The sequence below is a fragment of the Corynebacterium sp. HMSC055D05 genome (assembly GCF_001810365.1).
GTDB lineage: Bacteria > Actinomycetota > Actinomycetes > Mycobacteriales > Mycobacteriaceae > Corynebacterium > Corynebacterium coyleae.
Genome location: NZ_KV801078.1, coordinates 80,145 through 93,447, shown reverse-complemented (window position 1 = coordinate 93,447; position 13,303 = coordinate 80,145). Strand labels below are relative to the sequence as shown.

Here is a 13,303-nt window from a genome sequence, read left to right as displayed (position 1 = left end):
ATGTAGCCCGCTTGGTCTGTAGTTGTGTACCAAGCGGTCTATTTTGCGAGTTGAGGGGCTGAATAAAAATAGTGCAAATATCCCAGCTCGCGATCGTTCGACCTCCGATGCCGAGACAGGGGAGTAGAACTTGGCTACGTTTACTAAGCACGTCGCGCCCGTGACGTCTTAGTCGCGCCGTAGTTGAAGGAAGCCTCCGTGTCTGCTCAGCCTGCCGATCACGTCCGTGAAGACATCCGACTCCTAGGCCGGGTACTCGGCCGCGTGCTTGCCGAGCAGGAAGGGCAGGAGATCTTCGACCTGGTCGAATCCACCCGCCGCACCGCCTTCGACATCGCCCACGGGGACGCCACCCCGGAAGACCTGCTCGCAGTCTTCCGCGACATGGACATCACCAAAGTGAACCTTGTCGCACGCGCCTTTAGCCACTTCGCGCTGTTGGCCAACTTGGTCGAGGATCTTGACGACGAGAAAGCTGCCGCACCGGTCTCACTGCGCACCAGCTTCGCGCACCTGAAAGACAGCGGCGTGGACGCTGACAAGGTCGCCGAACTCATCGCCGGGGCGCAGGTCTCCCCGGTGCTCACCGCGCACCCGACTGAGACCCGTCGCCGCACCGTCTTCGACACCCAGACCCACATCAAGCGCTTGCTGAGTGAACTCCACGCTGGTGCCGACCCGGCAGCCATCGAACGCGAGATGGAGCTGCGCATGACCCTGATGTGGCAGACCGCGCTGATCCGCATCGCCCGCCCGCGTCTTGAGGACGAGATTGACGTCGGCCTGCGCTATTACAAGCTCTCCCTGCTTGAGCAGATCCCGGCGATCAACCGCGCAATCCGCTACGAACTTCGCGACACCTTTGGCCGCGACCTCGCCCTCACCCCCGTGATGCGCCCGGGTTCCTGGATCGGCGGCGACCATGACGGCAACCCGTACGTGAATGCCGAAACGCTCACGTATGCCACCCGCCAAGCCGCCGATACTGTGCTCAGCTACTACATCGATGAGCTGGGTGAGTTGGAGCGCGAGCTGTCGCTTTCAGACCGCTATTCCACCTGCTCGGAGGAGCTTTCCCGGCTTGCGGATGCCGCCAACAACACCGCCGAGTCCCGCGTCGATGAGCCCTACCGCCGGGCCATTTTTGGCATCCGCCACCGTGTCGTCGCTACGCGCGAGTTGCTCGCTGGCTCGGTGACCACGGGCTCGCCGTATGCGGAACCGGGCGAGCTGCTCGCAGACTTGGACGTGACCGACGCCTCCCTTCGTGCCCACGGCGGCGCCATCATTGCCGATGACCGGCTGGGCCGCCTGCGCTCCGCCGTGACCACCTTCGGCTTCCACCTGTACACGCTTGACCTGCGCCAAAACTCCGAATCCTTTGAAAAAGTCGTGACCGAAGTGCTTGCGGTTGCCGGCGTGTGCGATAACTACGCCGCGCTCGCTGAAGAGGACCGCGTGGAGGTACTCGTCGAGGAGCTGCGCACCCCGCGTCCGCTGCTGCGCGCCGAAGCACTGCTTAGCGACGACACCCGCAAGGAAATGGGCATCCTCACCGCCGCCGCCCGCGCCGTTCGGGACTTGGGCCAGGGGGCGATCGCGCAGTGCATCATCGCCATGACCGGTGCCGTCTCCGACATTTTGGAGCCCATGGTCCTGCTCAAAGAGGTCGGCCTGAGCGACGTCAACGTCGTCCCGCTGTTTGAAACCATCGAGGACCTCGCACACGGCGCCAGCATCCTCGAAGACCTCTGGTCGCTGCCGTTCTACCGCGAACATCTGCGCGCCCGCGGTGACATCCAGGAGGTCATGCTCGGCTACTCCGACTCCAACAAGGACGGCGGCTACCTGCAAGCGAACTGGGCGCTTTACGACGCCGAACTCGCCCTGGTCGACCTCTGCAACCGGCACGGCATCCGCCTTCGACTCGCGCACGGCCGCGGCGGGGCAGTCGGCCGCGGTGGCGGGCCCACCTACGACGCGATCCTCGCTCAGCCCAAGGGTGCCGTCGACGGCTCCATCCGCATCACCGAGCAGGGCGAGATCATCTCCGCCAAGTACGGATCGCCAGAGACCGCCCGCCGCCACCTCGAAGCCTTCGTCGCCGGCACCCTGGAGGCATCCTTCCTGGATACCGAACCTATTGAAGACCCGACCCGCGCCTACGACATCATGCGCACGCTTGCCGCCTACTCCGGCGAAAAGTACAACGAGCTCATCGGTGATCCCGGGTTTATCGACTACTTCACCCAGTCCACCCCGCTGCACGAGATCGGCGAGCTCAACCTCGGCTCCCGCCCGGCGTCACGCAAACAGACCACCGCGATTTCCGACCTCCGCGCCATCCCCTGGGTGCTGTCTTGGGCGCAGTCGCGCACCAATGTGCCGGGCTGGTTCGGCGTCGGTACTGCAGTCGAGCGCTGGGCTGGGGAAGACGAAGACCGCTGGGAGGAACTTCGCGAACTCTACCGCGACTGGCCGTTCTTCCGCTCCGTGATGTCCAACATGGCCCAAGTCATGGCTAAAGCAGAGATGTCGCTGGCCCGCCTCTATGCCGACCTAGTGGAGGACCGCGAGGTAGCCGAACGCATCTACTTCCTTATCGCCGATGAATTCGAGCGCACCAAGCAGATCTACTTCCGCATCACCGGACATACGGACCTGGTCGCCGAAAACCAGCGACAGGCCCGATCCCTAAAACGTCGCTACCCCTACCTGTTGCCGCTCAACGCCGTCCAGCTTGAGCTGCTGCGCCGTTACCGCGCCGGCGACGAGGCCTTCCTCGTCCCGAAGACGATCCAGGTCACCATGAACGGGCTGGCCACCGCACTGCGCAACGCAGGGTAGATTTCCTGCGGCGAAAGGGAACCGGTGCCGAGTTTCCGCCGTCAGAATAAGTATGGGGATTGACAGAGAACACAAGGCACAACAGCAACGATGGGAGGAGCGGAAGGAGGAACTGCGGCGGGGGATTGTGGACAAACGGCTGCTCTCCCACAAAGCACTCGACAAACTCCGAGGGCCGCATCGGGTGCTCGACACAAGTATTGTGTATCGGGAGACGAGCTGGAAAGAGCTGAAGTTCCACGAACGTCAATGGCTGCGCGTCGAGGCTGCTGCACTGATGAGCAGGGAAGCAGTGCTAGTCGGCAGATCGGCCGCGCGCATGCACGGTATTTGGGTGATCAGTACGACAAAAGAGCCCGTCGAACTGTGTCTGCTTTCCAGGGGGAGCTCCCCTACTCGACGAAACCGGGAAGGGATCCTGTTTCGACGCATGGTGCTGCGCAAGAGCGAAATCTCGTTGCGCGACGGCCACCGGGTTACCAATGGTTTTCGAACGTTCGCTGATATCGCCCGCCACTACGGCTTCGTCGAAGGGCTCGTCGCTGCCGACTACCTCCGGCGCAGTGGGTTTACGCTTGAACTCCTTGAACGGGAGGCATCCCAGCTTGGCAGACTGAAAGGTGTTGCAGTGGTCCGGGAGTGCATTCGGCACAGCGTCGCGGATTCCGGTTCGCCCTACGAATCTTTCGCGCGCGCCTTGCTGATCCGTGCGGGGATCGGCCCCTTGTTTACACAGTACGAAGTGGCTGGACGCTACGCCGACCTTTGCATCGATGGCTGGTTACTCATTGAGATCGACGGCAACGTGAAATACCAGGGACCCAACGCCGAACGCGCGCGGCAGGAAGAGTTCGAGCGACAGAAGATGATCGCCAACCGAGGATATGTGTTTCTGCGCTACTCGCCGGATTTCCTACGCCGGCATCCTGAGAAGTTCGTCCGAGAGGTTCTCGCCACCATCGCTGGCCGTCGAGCAGCCTTGGGGTGAGCAGTCGCACCCGCTCTTCGCCGGCGCTGTTCCCGCCCTTCGCCGCTCCTGGCCGGCGCTGTTCCCGTCCTTCGCCGAGGATGGTAACCGGAGGATGGTGATGAGCCGAGTTGGACGAGCACCGTCGGTCCAGGCACTCGGTTGATTACCATCTGGTGGTTACCACCTAGGAGGACAGCACCAGGAGGAAAGCACCCAGGGCAGGCCTGACGCGACGAACAGCAAAAGCCCCGGCCACTGTGTGGAAACAGTGACCGGGGCCGATCAAACCGAGCGCTTACTTCTCCAGTGCGTCGATGATCTTGTTGAAGGTTGCGGACGGACGCATGACCGCGGAGGTCTTGGCGTCGTCCGGCCAGTAGTAGCCGCCGAGGTCGGCAGCGTTGCCCTGGGCGTTCAGCAGCTCAGAGTCAATCGTCTCGGCGTTGTCGCGCAGGTCCTTCGCAATCGGGCCGAAGACCTCAGCCAGTTCGGCGTCGTCGGTCTGGGCTGCCAGTGCCTCTGCCCAGTACAGGGAGAGCCAGAAGTGGGAGCCGCGGTCGTCGATTTCGTTGACCTTGCGGGACGGGGACTTGCCTTCATCCAGCAGCTTCTCGGTTGCCTTGTCCAGAGCGGCGGCAAGGACGCCCGCCTTCTCGTTGCCGTTGGTGTTCTTCTCGTGGCGGAAGGACTCGGCAAGTGCGAGGTACTCACCGAGGGAGTCCCAACGCAGGTGGTTTTCTTCCTCAACCTGCTGGACGTGCTTCGGGGCGGAGCCGCCGGCACCGGTCTCGAACAGGCCGCCGCCAGCCATCAGCGGGACGACGGAGAGCATCTTCGCGGAGGTGCCCAGCTCGAGGATCGGGAACAGGTCCGTGTTGTAGTCACGCAGCACGTTGCCGGTCACGGAGATGGTGTCCTCGCCGCGGCGGATGCGCTCGACGGAGGTCTTGGTTGCTTCGACCGGGGACTGAATGGAGATGTCCAGGCCCTCGGTGTCGTGATCCTTCAGGTACTTCTTCACCAGTTCGATGAGGTTGCGGTCGTGTGCGCGCTCCTCGTCCAGCCAGAAGATGGTCTTCATGCCGGACAGGCGTGCGCGGTTGACGGCCAGCTTGACCCAGTCTTGGATCGGGGCGTCCTTGGTCTGGCATGCGCGCCAGATGTCGCCAGCTTCGACGTCGTGCTCGATCAGCACGTCGCCAGCAGCGTTGACTACCTGGACCTTGCCGTCGGCCGGGATCTTGAAGGTCTTGTCGTGGGAGCCGTACTCCTCAGCCTTCTTTGCCATGAGGCCGACGTTCGGGACGGTGCCCATGGTGGTCGGGTCGTATGCGCCGTTTTCGCGGCAGTCGTCGATAACCGTCTGGTACACGCCGGCGTAGGAGGAATCCGGGATGACGGCCAGGGTGTCTTGCTCCTGGTCGTCGGCGTTCCACATGTGGCCGGAGGTGCGGATCATGGCCGGCATGGAGGCGTCGATGATCACGTCGGACGGGACGTGGAGGTTGGTGATGCCCTTTGCGGAGTTCACCTGTGCCAGTGCCGGGCCGTCCTGCAGGGCCTGGTCGAAGGCTGCGCGGATCTCTTCGCCGTTCGGCAGATCAGCAAGGCCCTCGTAGATTGCGCCGAGGCCGTTTTCGCCGTTGAGGCCGGCGTCGAGAAGCTCGGCGCCGTACTTGTCGTAGACATCCTTGAAGAATGCGCGCACGACGTGGCCGAAGATGATCGGGTCGGAGACCTTCATCATGGTGGCCTTGAGGTGCGCGGAGAAGAGCACGCCCTCTTCCTTGGCCTTCTTCACGGACTCGAGCAGGAACTCATCCAGAGCCTTCGCGGACATGAAGGTGCCGTCGATGACCTCGCCCTTTTCAACCTTCAGGCCGTCCTTGAGCACCTGCTCGCCGTCTGCGGTGACGAGCTTGATGGCCAGGGTGTCCTCGGCCGGCATGATGACGGACTTCTCGTTGTGGCGGAAATCGCCTGCGCCCATGGTGGCAACGTTGGTCTTGGAGTCCTTCGACCAAGCGCCCATGGAGTGCGGGTGCTTCTTGGTGTAGTTCTTCACGGCCTCCGGAGCGCGGCGGTCGGAATTGCCCTCACGCAGGACCGGGTTCACAGCGGAGCCCTTGACTGCGTCGTACTTGTCCTGCGCGTCCTCGTAGTCCGGGATGTCGAAGCCTGCGGCCTGCAGTTCGGCGATGGCCTTCTTCAGCTGGACGAGGGAAGCGGAAATGTTCGGAAGCTTGATGATGTTGGCTTCCGGGGTCTTTGCCAGCTCACCGAGCTGTGCGAGTGCGTCGTCGACCTTCTTGTCGCCGAGGCGATCTGGGAACTGTGCGAGGATGCGGCCTGCCAGCGAGATGTCTGCGGTGTCGACCTCGATGCCTGCACGGGAAGCGAATGCCTCCACGATTGGCTTGAGGGAGTACGTCGCAAGCAGCGGTGCTTCGTCGGTACGAGTCCAAATGATCTTCGCCATAATGCTCCTTTGTTGTAAGGTTCCTGACTTCAACCCACCAGAGTACCGTCCCAGCGCAGCCCTGTCTGGCGATAGGGCCGGGAGAGGTTCGGGATAGGTAAGGTCTTGGCCCATGAGCCTTACCATTGCATCCGTCAACGTCAACGGCATCCGTGCCGCCACGAAGGTCCGCAACGAGAACAATCCGGGCATGTTGGCCTGGTTGAACGAGAATCCGGCTGATGTGGTGCTGATGCAGGAGGTGCGCGCCACTGCTGATCAGACGCGTGCTGCGCTTGCCCCGGCGCTGGAAAATGGGTGGCACTTGGAGGTGGCACCGGCCGAAACACCTGGTGCGAAGGGTCGTGCGGGTGTGGGCATCCTGTCGCGCACGCCGCTGCGTGATGTGGAGGTCGGGATTCCTGAGTTTGAGGATGCGGGTCGCTTTATTGCAGCATCGCTTGACGACGACACCCGTGTCGCATCCCTCTACCTCCCCTCAGGATCAGCCGAGACGGCCAAGCAGGACGAGAAGTATCGTTTCCTGGATCAGTTCGAGCCGCTGCTGGAGCAGTGGGCGGGCGAGTACCCGGACATGGTCATCGGCGGGGATTGGAACATCTGCCACCGCCGCGAGGACCTGAAGAATTGGAAAACGAACAGGAAGAAGTCCGGTTTCTTGCCGCACGAGCGCGCGTTCATGGATGCGGTGTTCGGTTGCTTCCCGGACGCGGAGGCCCAGGATGTAGAGGACAAGGCTGCGGTGGAATGGGCTGGGGCGGTGGAGTACCGGTCGGGGGGTCGTCGTCAAGCAAATGGTGCTCCGAAGTGGTTCGATGTTGCGCGCAGGCTGCACCCGGAGGACGCGCCGTACACCTGGTGGACGTTCCGCGGCCAGGCGTTTAACAACGACGCGGGTTGGCGCATCGACGTCCAGGCTGCCACCGCGAACATGCTGGAACGCGCGCAGCGCACCTGGGTGGAGAAGGCGCCGACGGTGGAAGAGCGCTGGTCGGACCACTCGCCGCTTGTGGTTGAGTATCGCTAATTCGGGTTTTCCTGAACGCCGTTCAATTGCGCGCTAAACTGTTGCGCAACCATCACGTGAACGACGCGAACGGAGCCCGCAGATGACCGACATCCTTGACATCGCCCGCGAAAAAGCCCTGGAAAACGGCGAAGGTCTAAACAAGGAGGAACTCGTCCAGATCCTCAACATTGAGGACGAGCGCCTGCCTGAACTGCTGGACCTCGCCCACCAGGTGCGCATCAAACATTGCGGTGTCGATGTTTCGCTGGAAGGCATCATCTCCCTGAAGACCGGCGGCTGCCCCGAAGACTGCCACTTCTGTTCCCAGTCCGGCCTGTTCGAGTCACCCGTGCGCGCCGTGACTTTGGACATCGCCGAACTCGTCGAGGCTGCCAAGCAGTCCGAGAAGATGGGCGCTTCCGAGTTCTGCATCGTCGCCGCCGTCAAGGGCCCGACCCAGCAGCTGCTGGACCAGGTCGCCGAGGCCGTCACTGCGATCCAGGAAGAGGTGGACATTTCCATCTCCGCATCGCTGGGTATCCTCACCCGCGACCAGGCTCGCCAACTGGCCAAGATGGGCGTGTCGCGCTACAACCACAACTTCGAAACCGCCGAGTCGTTCTTCCCCAACGTGGTCACCACCCACACCTGGCAGGAGCGCAAGGACACGCTGGAGAACGTCCTGGCAGAGGGCATGGAAACCTGCTGCGGCGGCATCATCGGGCTCGGCGAGACCATCGAGCAGCGCGCCGAGTTCGCCACCCAGCTGGCCGAAATCCAGCCGCATGAAGTGCCGATGAACTTCCTCGACCCGCGCCCAGGCACCCCGTTCGCCGACCGCCCCTTGGTGCCGCAAGGTGAGGCGCTGCGTGCCGTCGCCGCGTTCCGCCTGGCCATGCCGTCCACCCAGCTCCGTTTCGCGGGTGGCACGGAGCTCGCGCTTGGCGACGACGGCACCGAAGCCGGCCTCATGGGCGGCGCGAATGCCATTATTGGCGGGAATTACCTGACCACGTTCGGCCGTCCGATGGAGAAGGACCGCGACGCCGTCGACCGGGTCATGGAAGGCGGGGCGAAGCCAGGCTTGAGCCTGAACATCACCCCGGTGGGGCAGAAGCAGAACTCCGGCCACGGTGTTCTGTACGACACCATCAAGTCGCTGTAGTTAGCCGGGCCCTGATGAAAATCCCGGATTCAACGGAACTCGCCGACGCAGTGCTGTCCGGCGAGATCGCCTGGCCGCTCGACCCGGCCAGGCCCTACGACGCGCCGCGTATTTGCCCGCTATGCCAGCGGCGCATGGTGGTAAAAATCAGCCCGATGGCGTGGGAGGCTGCCTGCTCCCGCCATGGGCTGCTGCGCTCCGAGTGGTTGGAGAAGTAGGGGGCGTTAAAGGTCGAGATGGATGCGGATAGCTTCGTCGAGTTCCATCATTTGGCGGGGAGAAAGCCGTCCCACTCGCTTGCCGACTCGCATGACCGACACTGAACGCATGAGTTCCGGCTGAGTTTTTGAATCAATTCGAAGGCCGGACTCTTCGGAATCGACGTATGTCTGAAACGGGAAGACTCTCGAAGTATTTGAGGTCAGCGGCACGGCAGTAATCATTCCGCCGTGTATCGCTGCGCCTTGATTCGCGGTGTCGTTGCTGATGATCACGGCGGGCCGTGTCTTGTTGGCTTCCTGTCCGACCGCCGGTTCGAAATCAACGAGGCGAATTTCACCGCGAAGCATTGTCTAGTCCTTCATTAGCGAGTGAATCCCAAAGGGCGGCTTCTTTTTTCCATTCCGGGTCGGAGAAGCATTCTTCATACGCTTTAGCGAGTGATTCCCGCTGGAGGGCGAGGATCGCTTCGCGCATCCCTTCAGATCGAGAACGCAAATCCAACTCGGAAACGAGGTTATCCAGAGTTTGGAGCTCGTTCCGACCTAAACTCACACTGATTCTCATACCGTTTTTCATACCCTAAATCGTACTTGTCGACGTGCTGATCGGAAAGGGCTATTCGGTGGGCAGCGTGCGCATCTGTCCGCTGTGCGGCCAGCGCATGGTGGTGAAAACCCCGATGTCGTGGAAGGCAGCCTGCTCGCGTCACGGACTGCTGCGCTCGGAGTGGGTGGAGCGCTAGCGCACGAAACGGCGGGTTCTGGCGAACACAATTGCGCTGGCTGCCAAAACTACTGGTCCCGCCGCCGCTACGAAGATGGCGTAGAGGTAGGGGTCGGAGGGGTTCACATCCGCCTTGTAGATCCCCACTAGGAGCCCGGTGAAACCACCCACGAACATGCTGCTGAGCATGAACCACTGCATGCGGGTGCCTCGCGCAAGGCCGATTGCTACACCGGTCAGCGCCATGGTGAGGAAGATGACGAAGTGGAGTAGCACAGTTGCCACGACGGATGTCAGGTCCTGCGCGGCGCCTTCAACGAAATACGGTTCGCCGCTGCCGTTGATCCAGGGCATCGGTTGTCCGTTCGTAACAATGAACGGGTCGTACCGCTTGTAGTACGGGCTATGTGCTTGGTGGTACACCGCCGACGCGGCGGTAAGTGGCGTGAGTATGACCGCTGCCACGAGAGCCGTTAGCGTTGCCGAATTCATCCATCGGTTGAAGCTCGCGCCTAGCTGGTTCATTGCTGGCCAGTTCGATCCTCCGATTGCGAAGAGTATCCACAGTGTGGCAGCGCCCGCCATGGTCCAAAGGCCGCCGTCGCCAAACTCCAATCGTCCAAAGGGTACGGCAATGCAGAGGACGAGAAAGATGCCCAAATACATCGCTGGTTTGAAGGGGCTGAGGAAGAGTTTCATCGTTCGGGCCTTTCCGTCGCGAGGAGGTCAATGAGTTCGGCATCGTCCGGGTACTCGATGGGCAAGTGGACATCGGCCACGCCGATAGGTTCGGCGAACGTCGCGCGTGTCATCGGTCCGAGGCTCGCTGTCTCAGCGACGGGGAAGCGGGCGGTAAGGTCTTTGATCTCGGCGGTGGGGCCGGTGACCGTTGGAAAGCATAGGCGGGCGTCGTCGAGTGGGACTGGGCGCGAAACCACCCGATCAAACACCTGGATGACATGGGTGGCGAGACCCACGAAGTCCTCGGGGCGATGCGATGCCATCACCACGCTGCGCTGCGGGTTCTCCGCGATGTAGTCGATCAGTCTCTGGCGGACCTGTTTGCGGGTGGTGGTGTCGATGCCATCAAACGGTTCGTCGAGAAGTAACAGGTCTTTGCCAATGGCTAGGGCCACCTCAATGGTGAGTAGGCGGCGCTGCCCAACGGAGAGATCTTTGATGCGGGCGTTGGGAAAGTCGAGCCTCACGTGCGGGTAGATCGCTGCGACTGCACGTAAGTGATCGTCCACGGTCGTGCCTGCAAACTTGGCATCCGCACCAGCCGGAACGAACGCGGTGTGAGGGCTCATGAGCGTGTGGAGGTAGTGGGTTTTGCCGGCGGCGTTCGGGCCGACCAGCGCGTAGAAGCCGGGGTTCATTGAGCACGCTCCTTTTCGATCATTGCGGTCAGCTCCTCGGTGGTGATGCCGATTTGGTTGGCCTCGTGGACAAACGGTTGGACAAAATCGCGGGCAAATGCTTCGCGACGAGTACGTAGCACCTGCTCACGTGCACTCTCCAGGACGAACATGCCGAGCCCGCGGCGTTTCTCCAGCAGACCCTCGTTGAACAGTTCGGTGAGTGCTTTGGCGGAGGTGGTGGGATTGACAGAGTGGTAGGCGGAGAGCTCGTTGGTAGACGGCACCCGGTCGCCGGGAGCGAGGGTGCCTGCCCCGATGAGGTCACGTAACTCATCTGCTATCTGTAGGTATATGGGTTTACCACTCATGTGGGTAACCATAGAACCGGAAAGCCCGGCGCGTCAACCCCCAATTTTGACGCGCCGGGTGAGATTCGGGTATGTCGCGGAAACCGCAGGCTAGCGGCTACTCGTCGGTGATGTCGAGCAGTGCCGCGCCCTTATCCACGTGGCTGCCGGCCTCCACGGCGAGGTTTTTCACCACACCGCTCTTGTGGGCCTTGACCGGATTTTCCATCTTCATGGCCTCGAGGATGACCACGATGTCGCCGGCTTCCACCCGGGCGCCCTCGGCGACCTCGGACTTGACCACGGTGCCCTGCATCGGAGCGGTCAGGGTGTCTGCGCTGGCAGCGCCCTTGCCGGACCCCTTGCCGCCGGATCCGCCATTACGGGAGCGGCGCTTGCGGTCGCGGCGGCGCTGCGCCACTGCGCCGAGAAGCAACGGCTCCGGCAGCGTGATCTCGATCGATCGGCCGTTGACCCCGACGGAGACGGTGCGGCGGCGCGCTTCGTCCTGCTCACCGTCTTCGCCAGCGCCGTCGGACTCGTAGGGCGCGACGTCCGGGTCCCATTCCTCTTCGATCCAGCGGGTGTAAACGGCGAATTGGGTGGCGTCGCCGGTGAAGGCGTCGTCGTTAAGCATGCGCTGGTGGAAGGGGATGATGGTCGGCATGCCTTCGACCCGGAATTCGGCGAGGGCGCGCTTGGCGCGGGCGATGGCCTGGTCGCGTGTTTCGCCGCGGACGATGAGTTTGGCCAACATCGAGTCGAACTGGCCGCCGATGGTGGAGCCGGCGCGGATGCCGGAGTCGACGCGAACGCCGGGGCCTGCCGGTTCGATGTAGGTGGTGGCGGTGCCGGGCATGGGCATGAAGTTGGTGCCGGCGTCTTCTGCGGTGATGCGGAATTCGATGGCGTGGCCGGTGGGTTCCAGGTCGGCGTCGAAACGCAGTGGCTCGCCGGCGGCGATGCGGAACTGCTCGATGACGAGGTCCACGCCGGTGGTTTCTTCGGTGACGGGGTGCTCAACCTGGAGGCGGGTGTTGACCTCGAGGAAGGAGATCAGCCCGTCGGAGCCGACGAGGTATTCGACGGTGCCAACACCGACGTAACCTGCCCGCTTTGCAATCGCTTTGGCGGAAGAGTGGATGCGTTCGCGCTGCTCATCGGTGAGGTACGGGGCGGGGGCTTCCTCGATGAGCTTTTGGAACCTGCGCTGCACGGAGCAGTCACGGGTACCGGCGACGATGACGTTGCCGTGGGTATCCGCCAGCACCTGCGCCTCCACGTGGCGGGCACGGTCGAGGTAACGCTCCACGAAGCACTCACCGCGGCCGAACGCTGCCTTGGCTTCGCGGGTGGCGGACTCGAACAGTTCGCGGATCTCGCCGCGGGTGCGGGCGACCTTCATGCCACGGCCGCCACCGCCGTACGCCGCCTTGATAGCCACGGGCAGACCGTGGGTGTCGGCGAAAGCGACCACATCGTCGGCGCTGTCCACCGGGTCTTTCGTGCCCGGCACGAGCGGTGCGTCGACCTCCTCAGCGATGCGCCGGGCGGTGACCTTGTCGCCAAGCGCGTCGATCGCCCTTGGCGGCGGGCCGATCCAGGTCAGGCCCTCGTCGATGACGCGCCGGGCAAATTCGGCGTTCTCTGCCAAGAAGCCGTAGCCGGGGTGGACGGCGTCTGCGCCGCTGTCGCGGCAGGCCTTGAGCACTTTGTCGATATCCAGATAGCTTTGCGACGACGTCTCGCCACCGATCCCAATCGCCTCGTCCGCCATTTCGGTGTACGGCGCGTCTTTGTCGGGGTCGGCGTAGATCGCCACGGAGGCAAGGCCGGCGTCGCGGGCTGCGCGGATGATGCGGACCGCGATCTCGCCGCGGTTGGCGACGAGGACCTTGCGGAACGGAAAGTCATGCATGTGTGCGGTCCTTTCTAGAAGTAGGTGACGTTGCCGATGGTTTGCTGGGCGCCGAACGGCTGGCCGAACGGCTGGCCGAACGCATCGCCGAACACGTTGTCTTCGTAGGCAGCGCCGGTGCCGCCTGCCGCGCCAGCAACGCCAGGTGTGCCGGCAACGGCCTGCCAGGAATGGGCCTCGGCGAGGACGGTGGTCAGTGCTGCCAGTTCGTCGTGGGACAGCGACGTGTCGTCGGTACGAAACAGTGGTGTCATGGTGTCTC

Annotated in this window: 14 protein-coding genes; 6 read left to right on the top strand and 8 right to left on the bottom strand. The window is 62.8% G+C overall.

What is annotated here, in order from left to right:
* The first annotated feature begins 198 nt into the window (after window positions 1-198).
* Window positions 199-2,847 (top strand): phosphoenolpyruvate carboxylase, encoded by a 2,649-nt coding sequence (gene ppc, locus HMPREF2734_RS08900; protein ID WP_070570543.1) that lies wholly within the window; start codon window positions 199-201, stop codon window positions 2,845-2,847.
* 52 nt (window positions 2,848-2,899) lie between these two features.
* Entirely contained in the window at window positions 2,900-3,835 is a 936-nt protein-coding gene (locus HMPREF2734_RS08895) for a hypothetical protein (protein ID WP_083279472.1), read from the top strand.
* A gap of 277 nt (window positions 3,836-4,112) precedes the next feature.
* Here HMPREF2734_RS08895 and HMPREF2734_RS08890 read toward each other — a convergent pair whose 3' ends face one another.
* Entirely contained in the window at window positions 4,113-6,296 is a 2,184-nt protein-coding gene (locus HMPREF2734_RS08890) for an NADP-dependent isocitrate dehydrogenase (RefSeq protein ID WP_070570541.1), read from the bottom strand.
* A gap of 112 nt (window positions 6,297-6,408) precedes the next feature.
* On the opposite strand from HMPREF2734_RS08890, the gene HMPREF2734_RS08885 reads away from it, so the two are divergent.
* The 3 genes from HMPREF2734_RS08885 (at window position 6,409) to HMPREF2734_RS08875 (ending at window position 8,688) form a co-directional block, all read left to right on the top strand.
* Entirely contained in the window at window positions 6,409-7,323 is a 915-nt protein-coding gene (locus tag HMPREF2734_RS08885; RefSeq protein ID WP_070570540.1) for an exodeoxyribonuclease III, read from the top strand.
* An 82-nt stretch (window positions 7,324-7,405) separates the two neighbouring features.
* Window positions 7,406-8,470 carry a biotin synthase BioB gene (gene bioB / locus HMPREF2734_RS08880; RefSeq protein WP_070422812.1) on the top strand — a complete coding sequence of 355 codons (1,065 nt, stop codon included), beginning with the start codon at window positions 7,406-7,408 and terminating at the stop codon, window positions 8,468-8,470.
* A gap of 14 nt (window positions 8,471-8,484) precedes the next feature.
* Window positions 8,485-8,688, top strand: coding sequence for a biotin synthase auxiliary protein BsaP (locus HMPREF2734_RS08875; protein ID WP_070570538.1), 204 nt, complete (start codon window positions 8,485-8,487; stop codon window positions 8,686-8,688).
* Between the two features lie 6 nt (window positions 8,689-8,694).
* Here the strand turns inward: HMPREF2734_RS08875 and HMPREF2734_RS08870 are convergent, their stop codons facing one another.
* Both HMPREF2734_RS08870 and HMPREF2734_RS08865 read right to left on the bottom strand, forming a co-directional pair.
* Window positions 8,695-9,039 carry a type II toxin-antitoxin system PemK/MazF family toxin gene (locus tag HMPREF2734_RS08870; protein ID WP_070570536.1) on the bottom strand — a complete coding sequence of 115 codons (345 nt, stop codon included), beginning with the start codon at window positions 9,037-9,039 and terminating at the stop codon, window positions 8,695-8,697.
* A complete protein-coding gene (locus HMPREF2734_RS08865; protein ID WP_070570534.1) occupies window positions 9,026-9,268 on the bottom strand; it encodes a CopG family ribbon-helix-helix protein in 243 nt (80 codons plus the stop codon). The genes HMPREF2734_RS08870 and HMPREF2734_RS08865 overlap by 14 nt, the downstream gene beginning before the upstream one ends.
* Before the next feature lie 22 nt (window positions 9,269-9,290).
* On the opposite strand from HMPREF2734_RS08865, the gene HMPREF2734_RS12085 reads away from it, so the two are divergent.
* Complete coding sequence (locus HMPREF2734_RS12085) at window positions 9,291-9,434, top strand: hypothetical protein (RefSeq protein ID WP_167616363.1); 144 nt, start codon at window positions 9,291-9,293, stop codon at window positions 9,432-9,434.
* Here HMPREF2734_RS12085 and HMPREF2734_RS08860 read toward each other — a convergent pair.
* The 5 genes from HMPREF2734_RS08860 to HMPREF2734_RS08840 all read right to left on the bottom strand — a co-directional run bounded on the left by HMPREF2734_RS08860 (window position 9,431) and on the right by HMPREF2734_RS08840 (window position 13,295).
* The gene (locus HMPREF2734_RS08860) at window positions 9,431-10,114 is read right to left on the bottom strand and encodes a hypothetical protein (protein WP_070570533.1); all 684 of its coding nucleotides are present in this window, start codon (window positions 10,112-10,114) and stop codon (window positions 9,431-9,433) included. The genes HMPREF2734_RS12085 and HMPREF2734_RS08860 overlap by 4 nt on opposite strands.
* Window positions 10,111-10,794 carry an ATP-binding cassette domain-containing protein gene (locus tag HMPREF2734_RS08855; protein ID WP_070482408.1) on the bottom strand — a complete coding sequence of 228 codons (684 nt, stop codon included), beginning with the start codon at window positions 10,792-10,794 and terminating at the stop codon, window positions 10,111-10,113. The genes HMPREF2734_RS08860 and HMPREF2734_RS08855 overlap by 4 nt, the downstream gene beginning before the upstream one ends.
* Entirely contained in the window at window positions 10,791-11,144 is a 354-nt protein-coding gene (locus HMPREF2734_RS08850) for a GntR family transcriptional regulator (protein ID WP_070482406.1), read from the bottom strand. The genes HMPREF2734_RS08855 and HMPREF2734_RS08850 overlap by 4 nt, the downstream gene beginning before the upstream one ends.
* 97 nt (window positions 11,145-11,241) lie before the next feature.
* Window positions 11,242-13,041 (bottom strand): acetyl/propionyl/methylcrotonyl-CoA carboxylase subunit alpha, encoded by a 1,800-nt coding sequence (locus tag HMPREF2734_RS08845; RefSeq protein ID WP_070482404.1) that lies wholly within the window; start codon window positions 13,039-13,041, stop codon window positions 11,242-11,244.
* A 14-nt stretch (window positions 13,042-13,055) separates the two neighbouring features.
* Window positions 13,056-13,295, bottom strand: coding sequence for a hypothetical protein (locus HMPREF2734_RS08840; protein WP_070570531.1), 240 nt, complete (start codon window positions 13,293-13,295; stop codon window positions 13,056-13,058).
* Window positions 13,296-13,303: the final 8 nt, after the last annotated feature.

Excerpts from the sequence above, each read along its gene's own strand:
- HMPREF2734_RS08865 (WP_070570534.1), bottom strand. The coding sequence starts at position 9,268 with ATGAAAAACGGTATGAGAATCAGTGTGAGTTTAGGTCGGAACGAGCTC.
- bioB (WP_070422812.1), top strand. The coding sequence starts at position 7,406 with ATGACCGACATCCTTGACATCGCCCGCGAAAAAGCCCTGGAAAACGGC.
- HMPREF2734_RS08870 (WP_070570536.1), bottom strand. The coding sequence starts at position 9,039 with ATGCTTCGCGGTGAAATTCGCCTCGTTGATTTCGAACCGGCGGTCGGA.
- HMPREF2734_RS08860 (WP_070570533.1), bottom strand. The coding sequence starts at position 10,114 with ATGAAACTCTTCCTCAGCCCCTTCAAACCAGCGATGTATTTGGGCATC.
- HMPREF2734_RS08850 (WP_070482406.1), bottom strand. The coding sequence starts at position 11,144 with ATGAGTGGTAAACCCATATACCTACAGATAGCAGATGAGTTACGTGAC.
- HMPREF2734_RS08840 (WP_070570531.1), bottom strand. The coding sequence starts at position 13,295 with ATGACACCACTGTTTCGTACCGACGACACGTCGCTGTCCCACGACGAA.
- HMPREF2734_RS08855 (WP_070482408.1), bottom strand. The coding sequence starts at position 10,794 with ATGAACCCCGGCTTCTACGCGCTGGTCGGCCCGAACGCCGCCGGCAAA.
- HMPREF2734_RS08875 (WP_070570538.1), top strand. The coding sequence starts at position 8,485 with ATGAAAATCCCGGATTCAACGGAACTCGCCGACGCAGTGCTGTCCGGC.
- HMPREF2734_RS08845 (WP_070482404.1), bottom strand. The coding sequence starts at position 13,041 with ATGCATGACTTTCCGTTCCGCAAGGTCCTCGTCGCCAACCGCGGCGAG.
- HMPREF2734_RS08890 (WP_070570541.1), bottom strand. The coding sequence starts at position 6,296 with ATGGCGAAGATCATTTGGACTCGTACCGACGAAGCACCGCTGCTTGCG.
- HMPREF2734_RS08885 (WP_070570540.1), top strand. The coding sequence starts at position 6,409 with ATGAGCCTTACCATTGCATCCGTCAACGTCAACGGCATCCGTGCCGCC.
- HMPREF2734_RS08895 (WP_083279472.1), top strand. The coding sequence starts at position 2,900 with ATGGGGATTGACAGAGAACACAAGGCACAACAGCAACGATGGGAGGAG.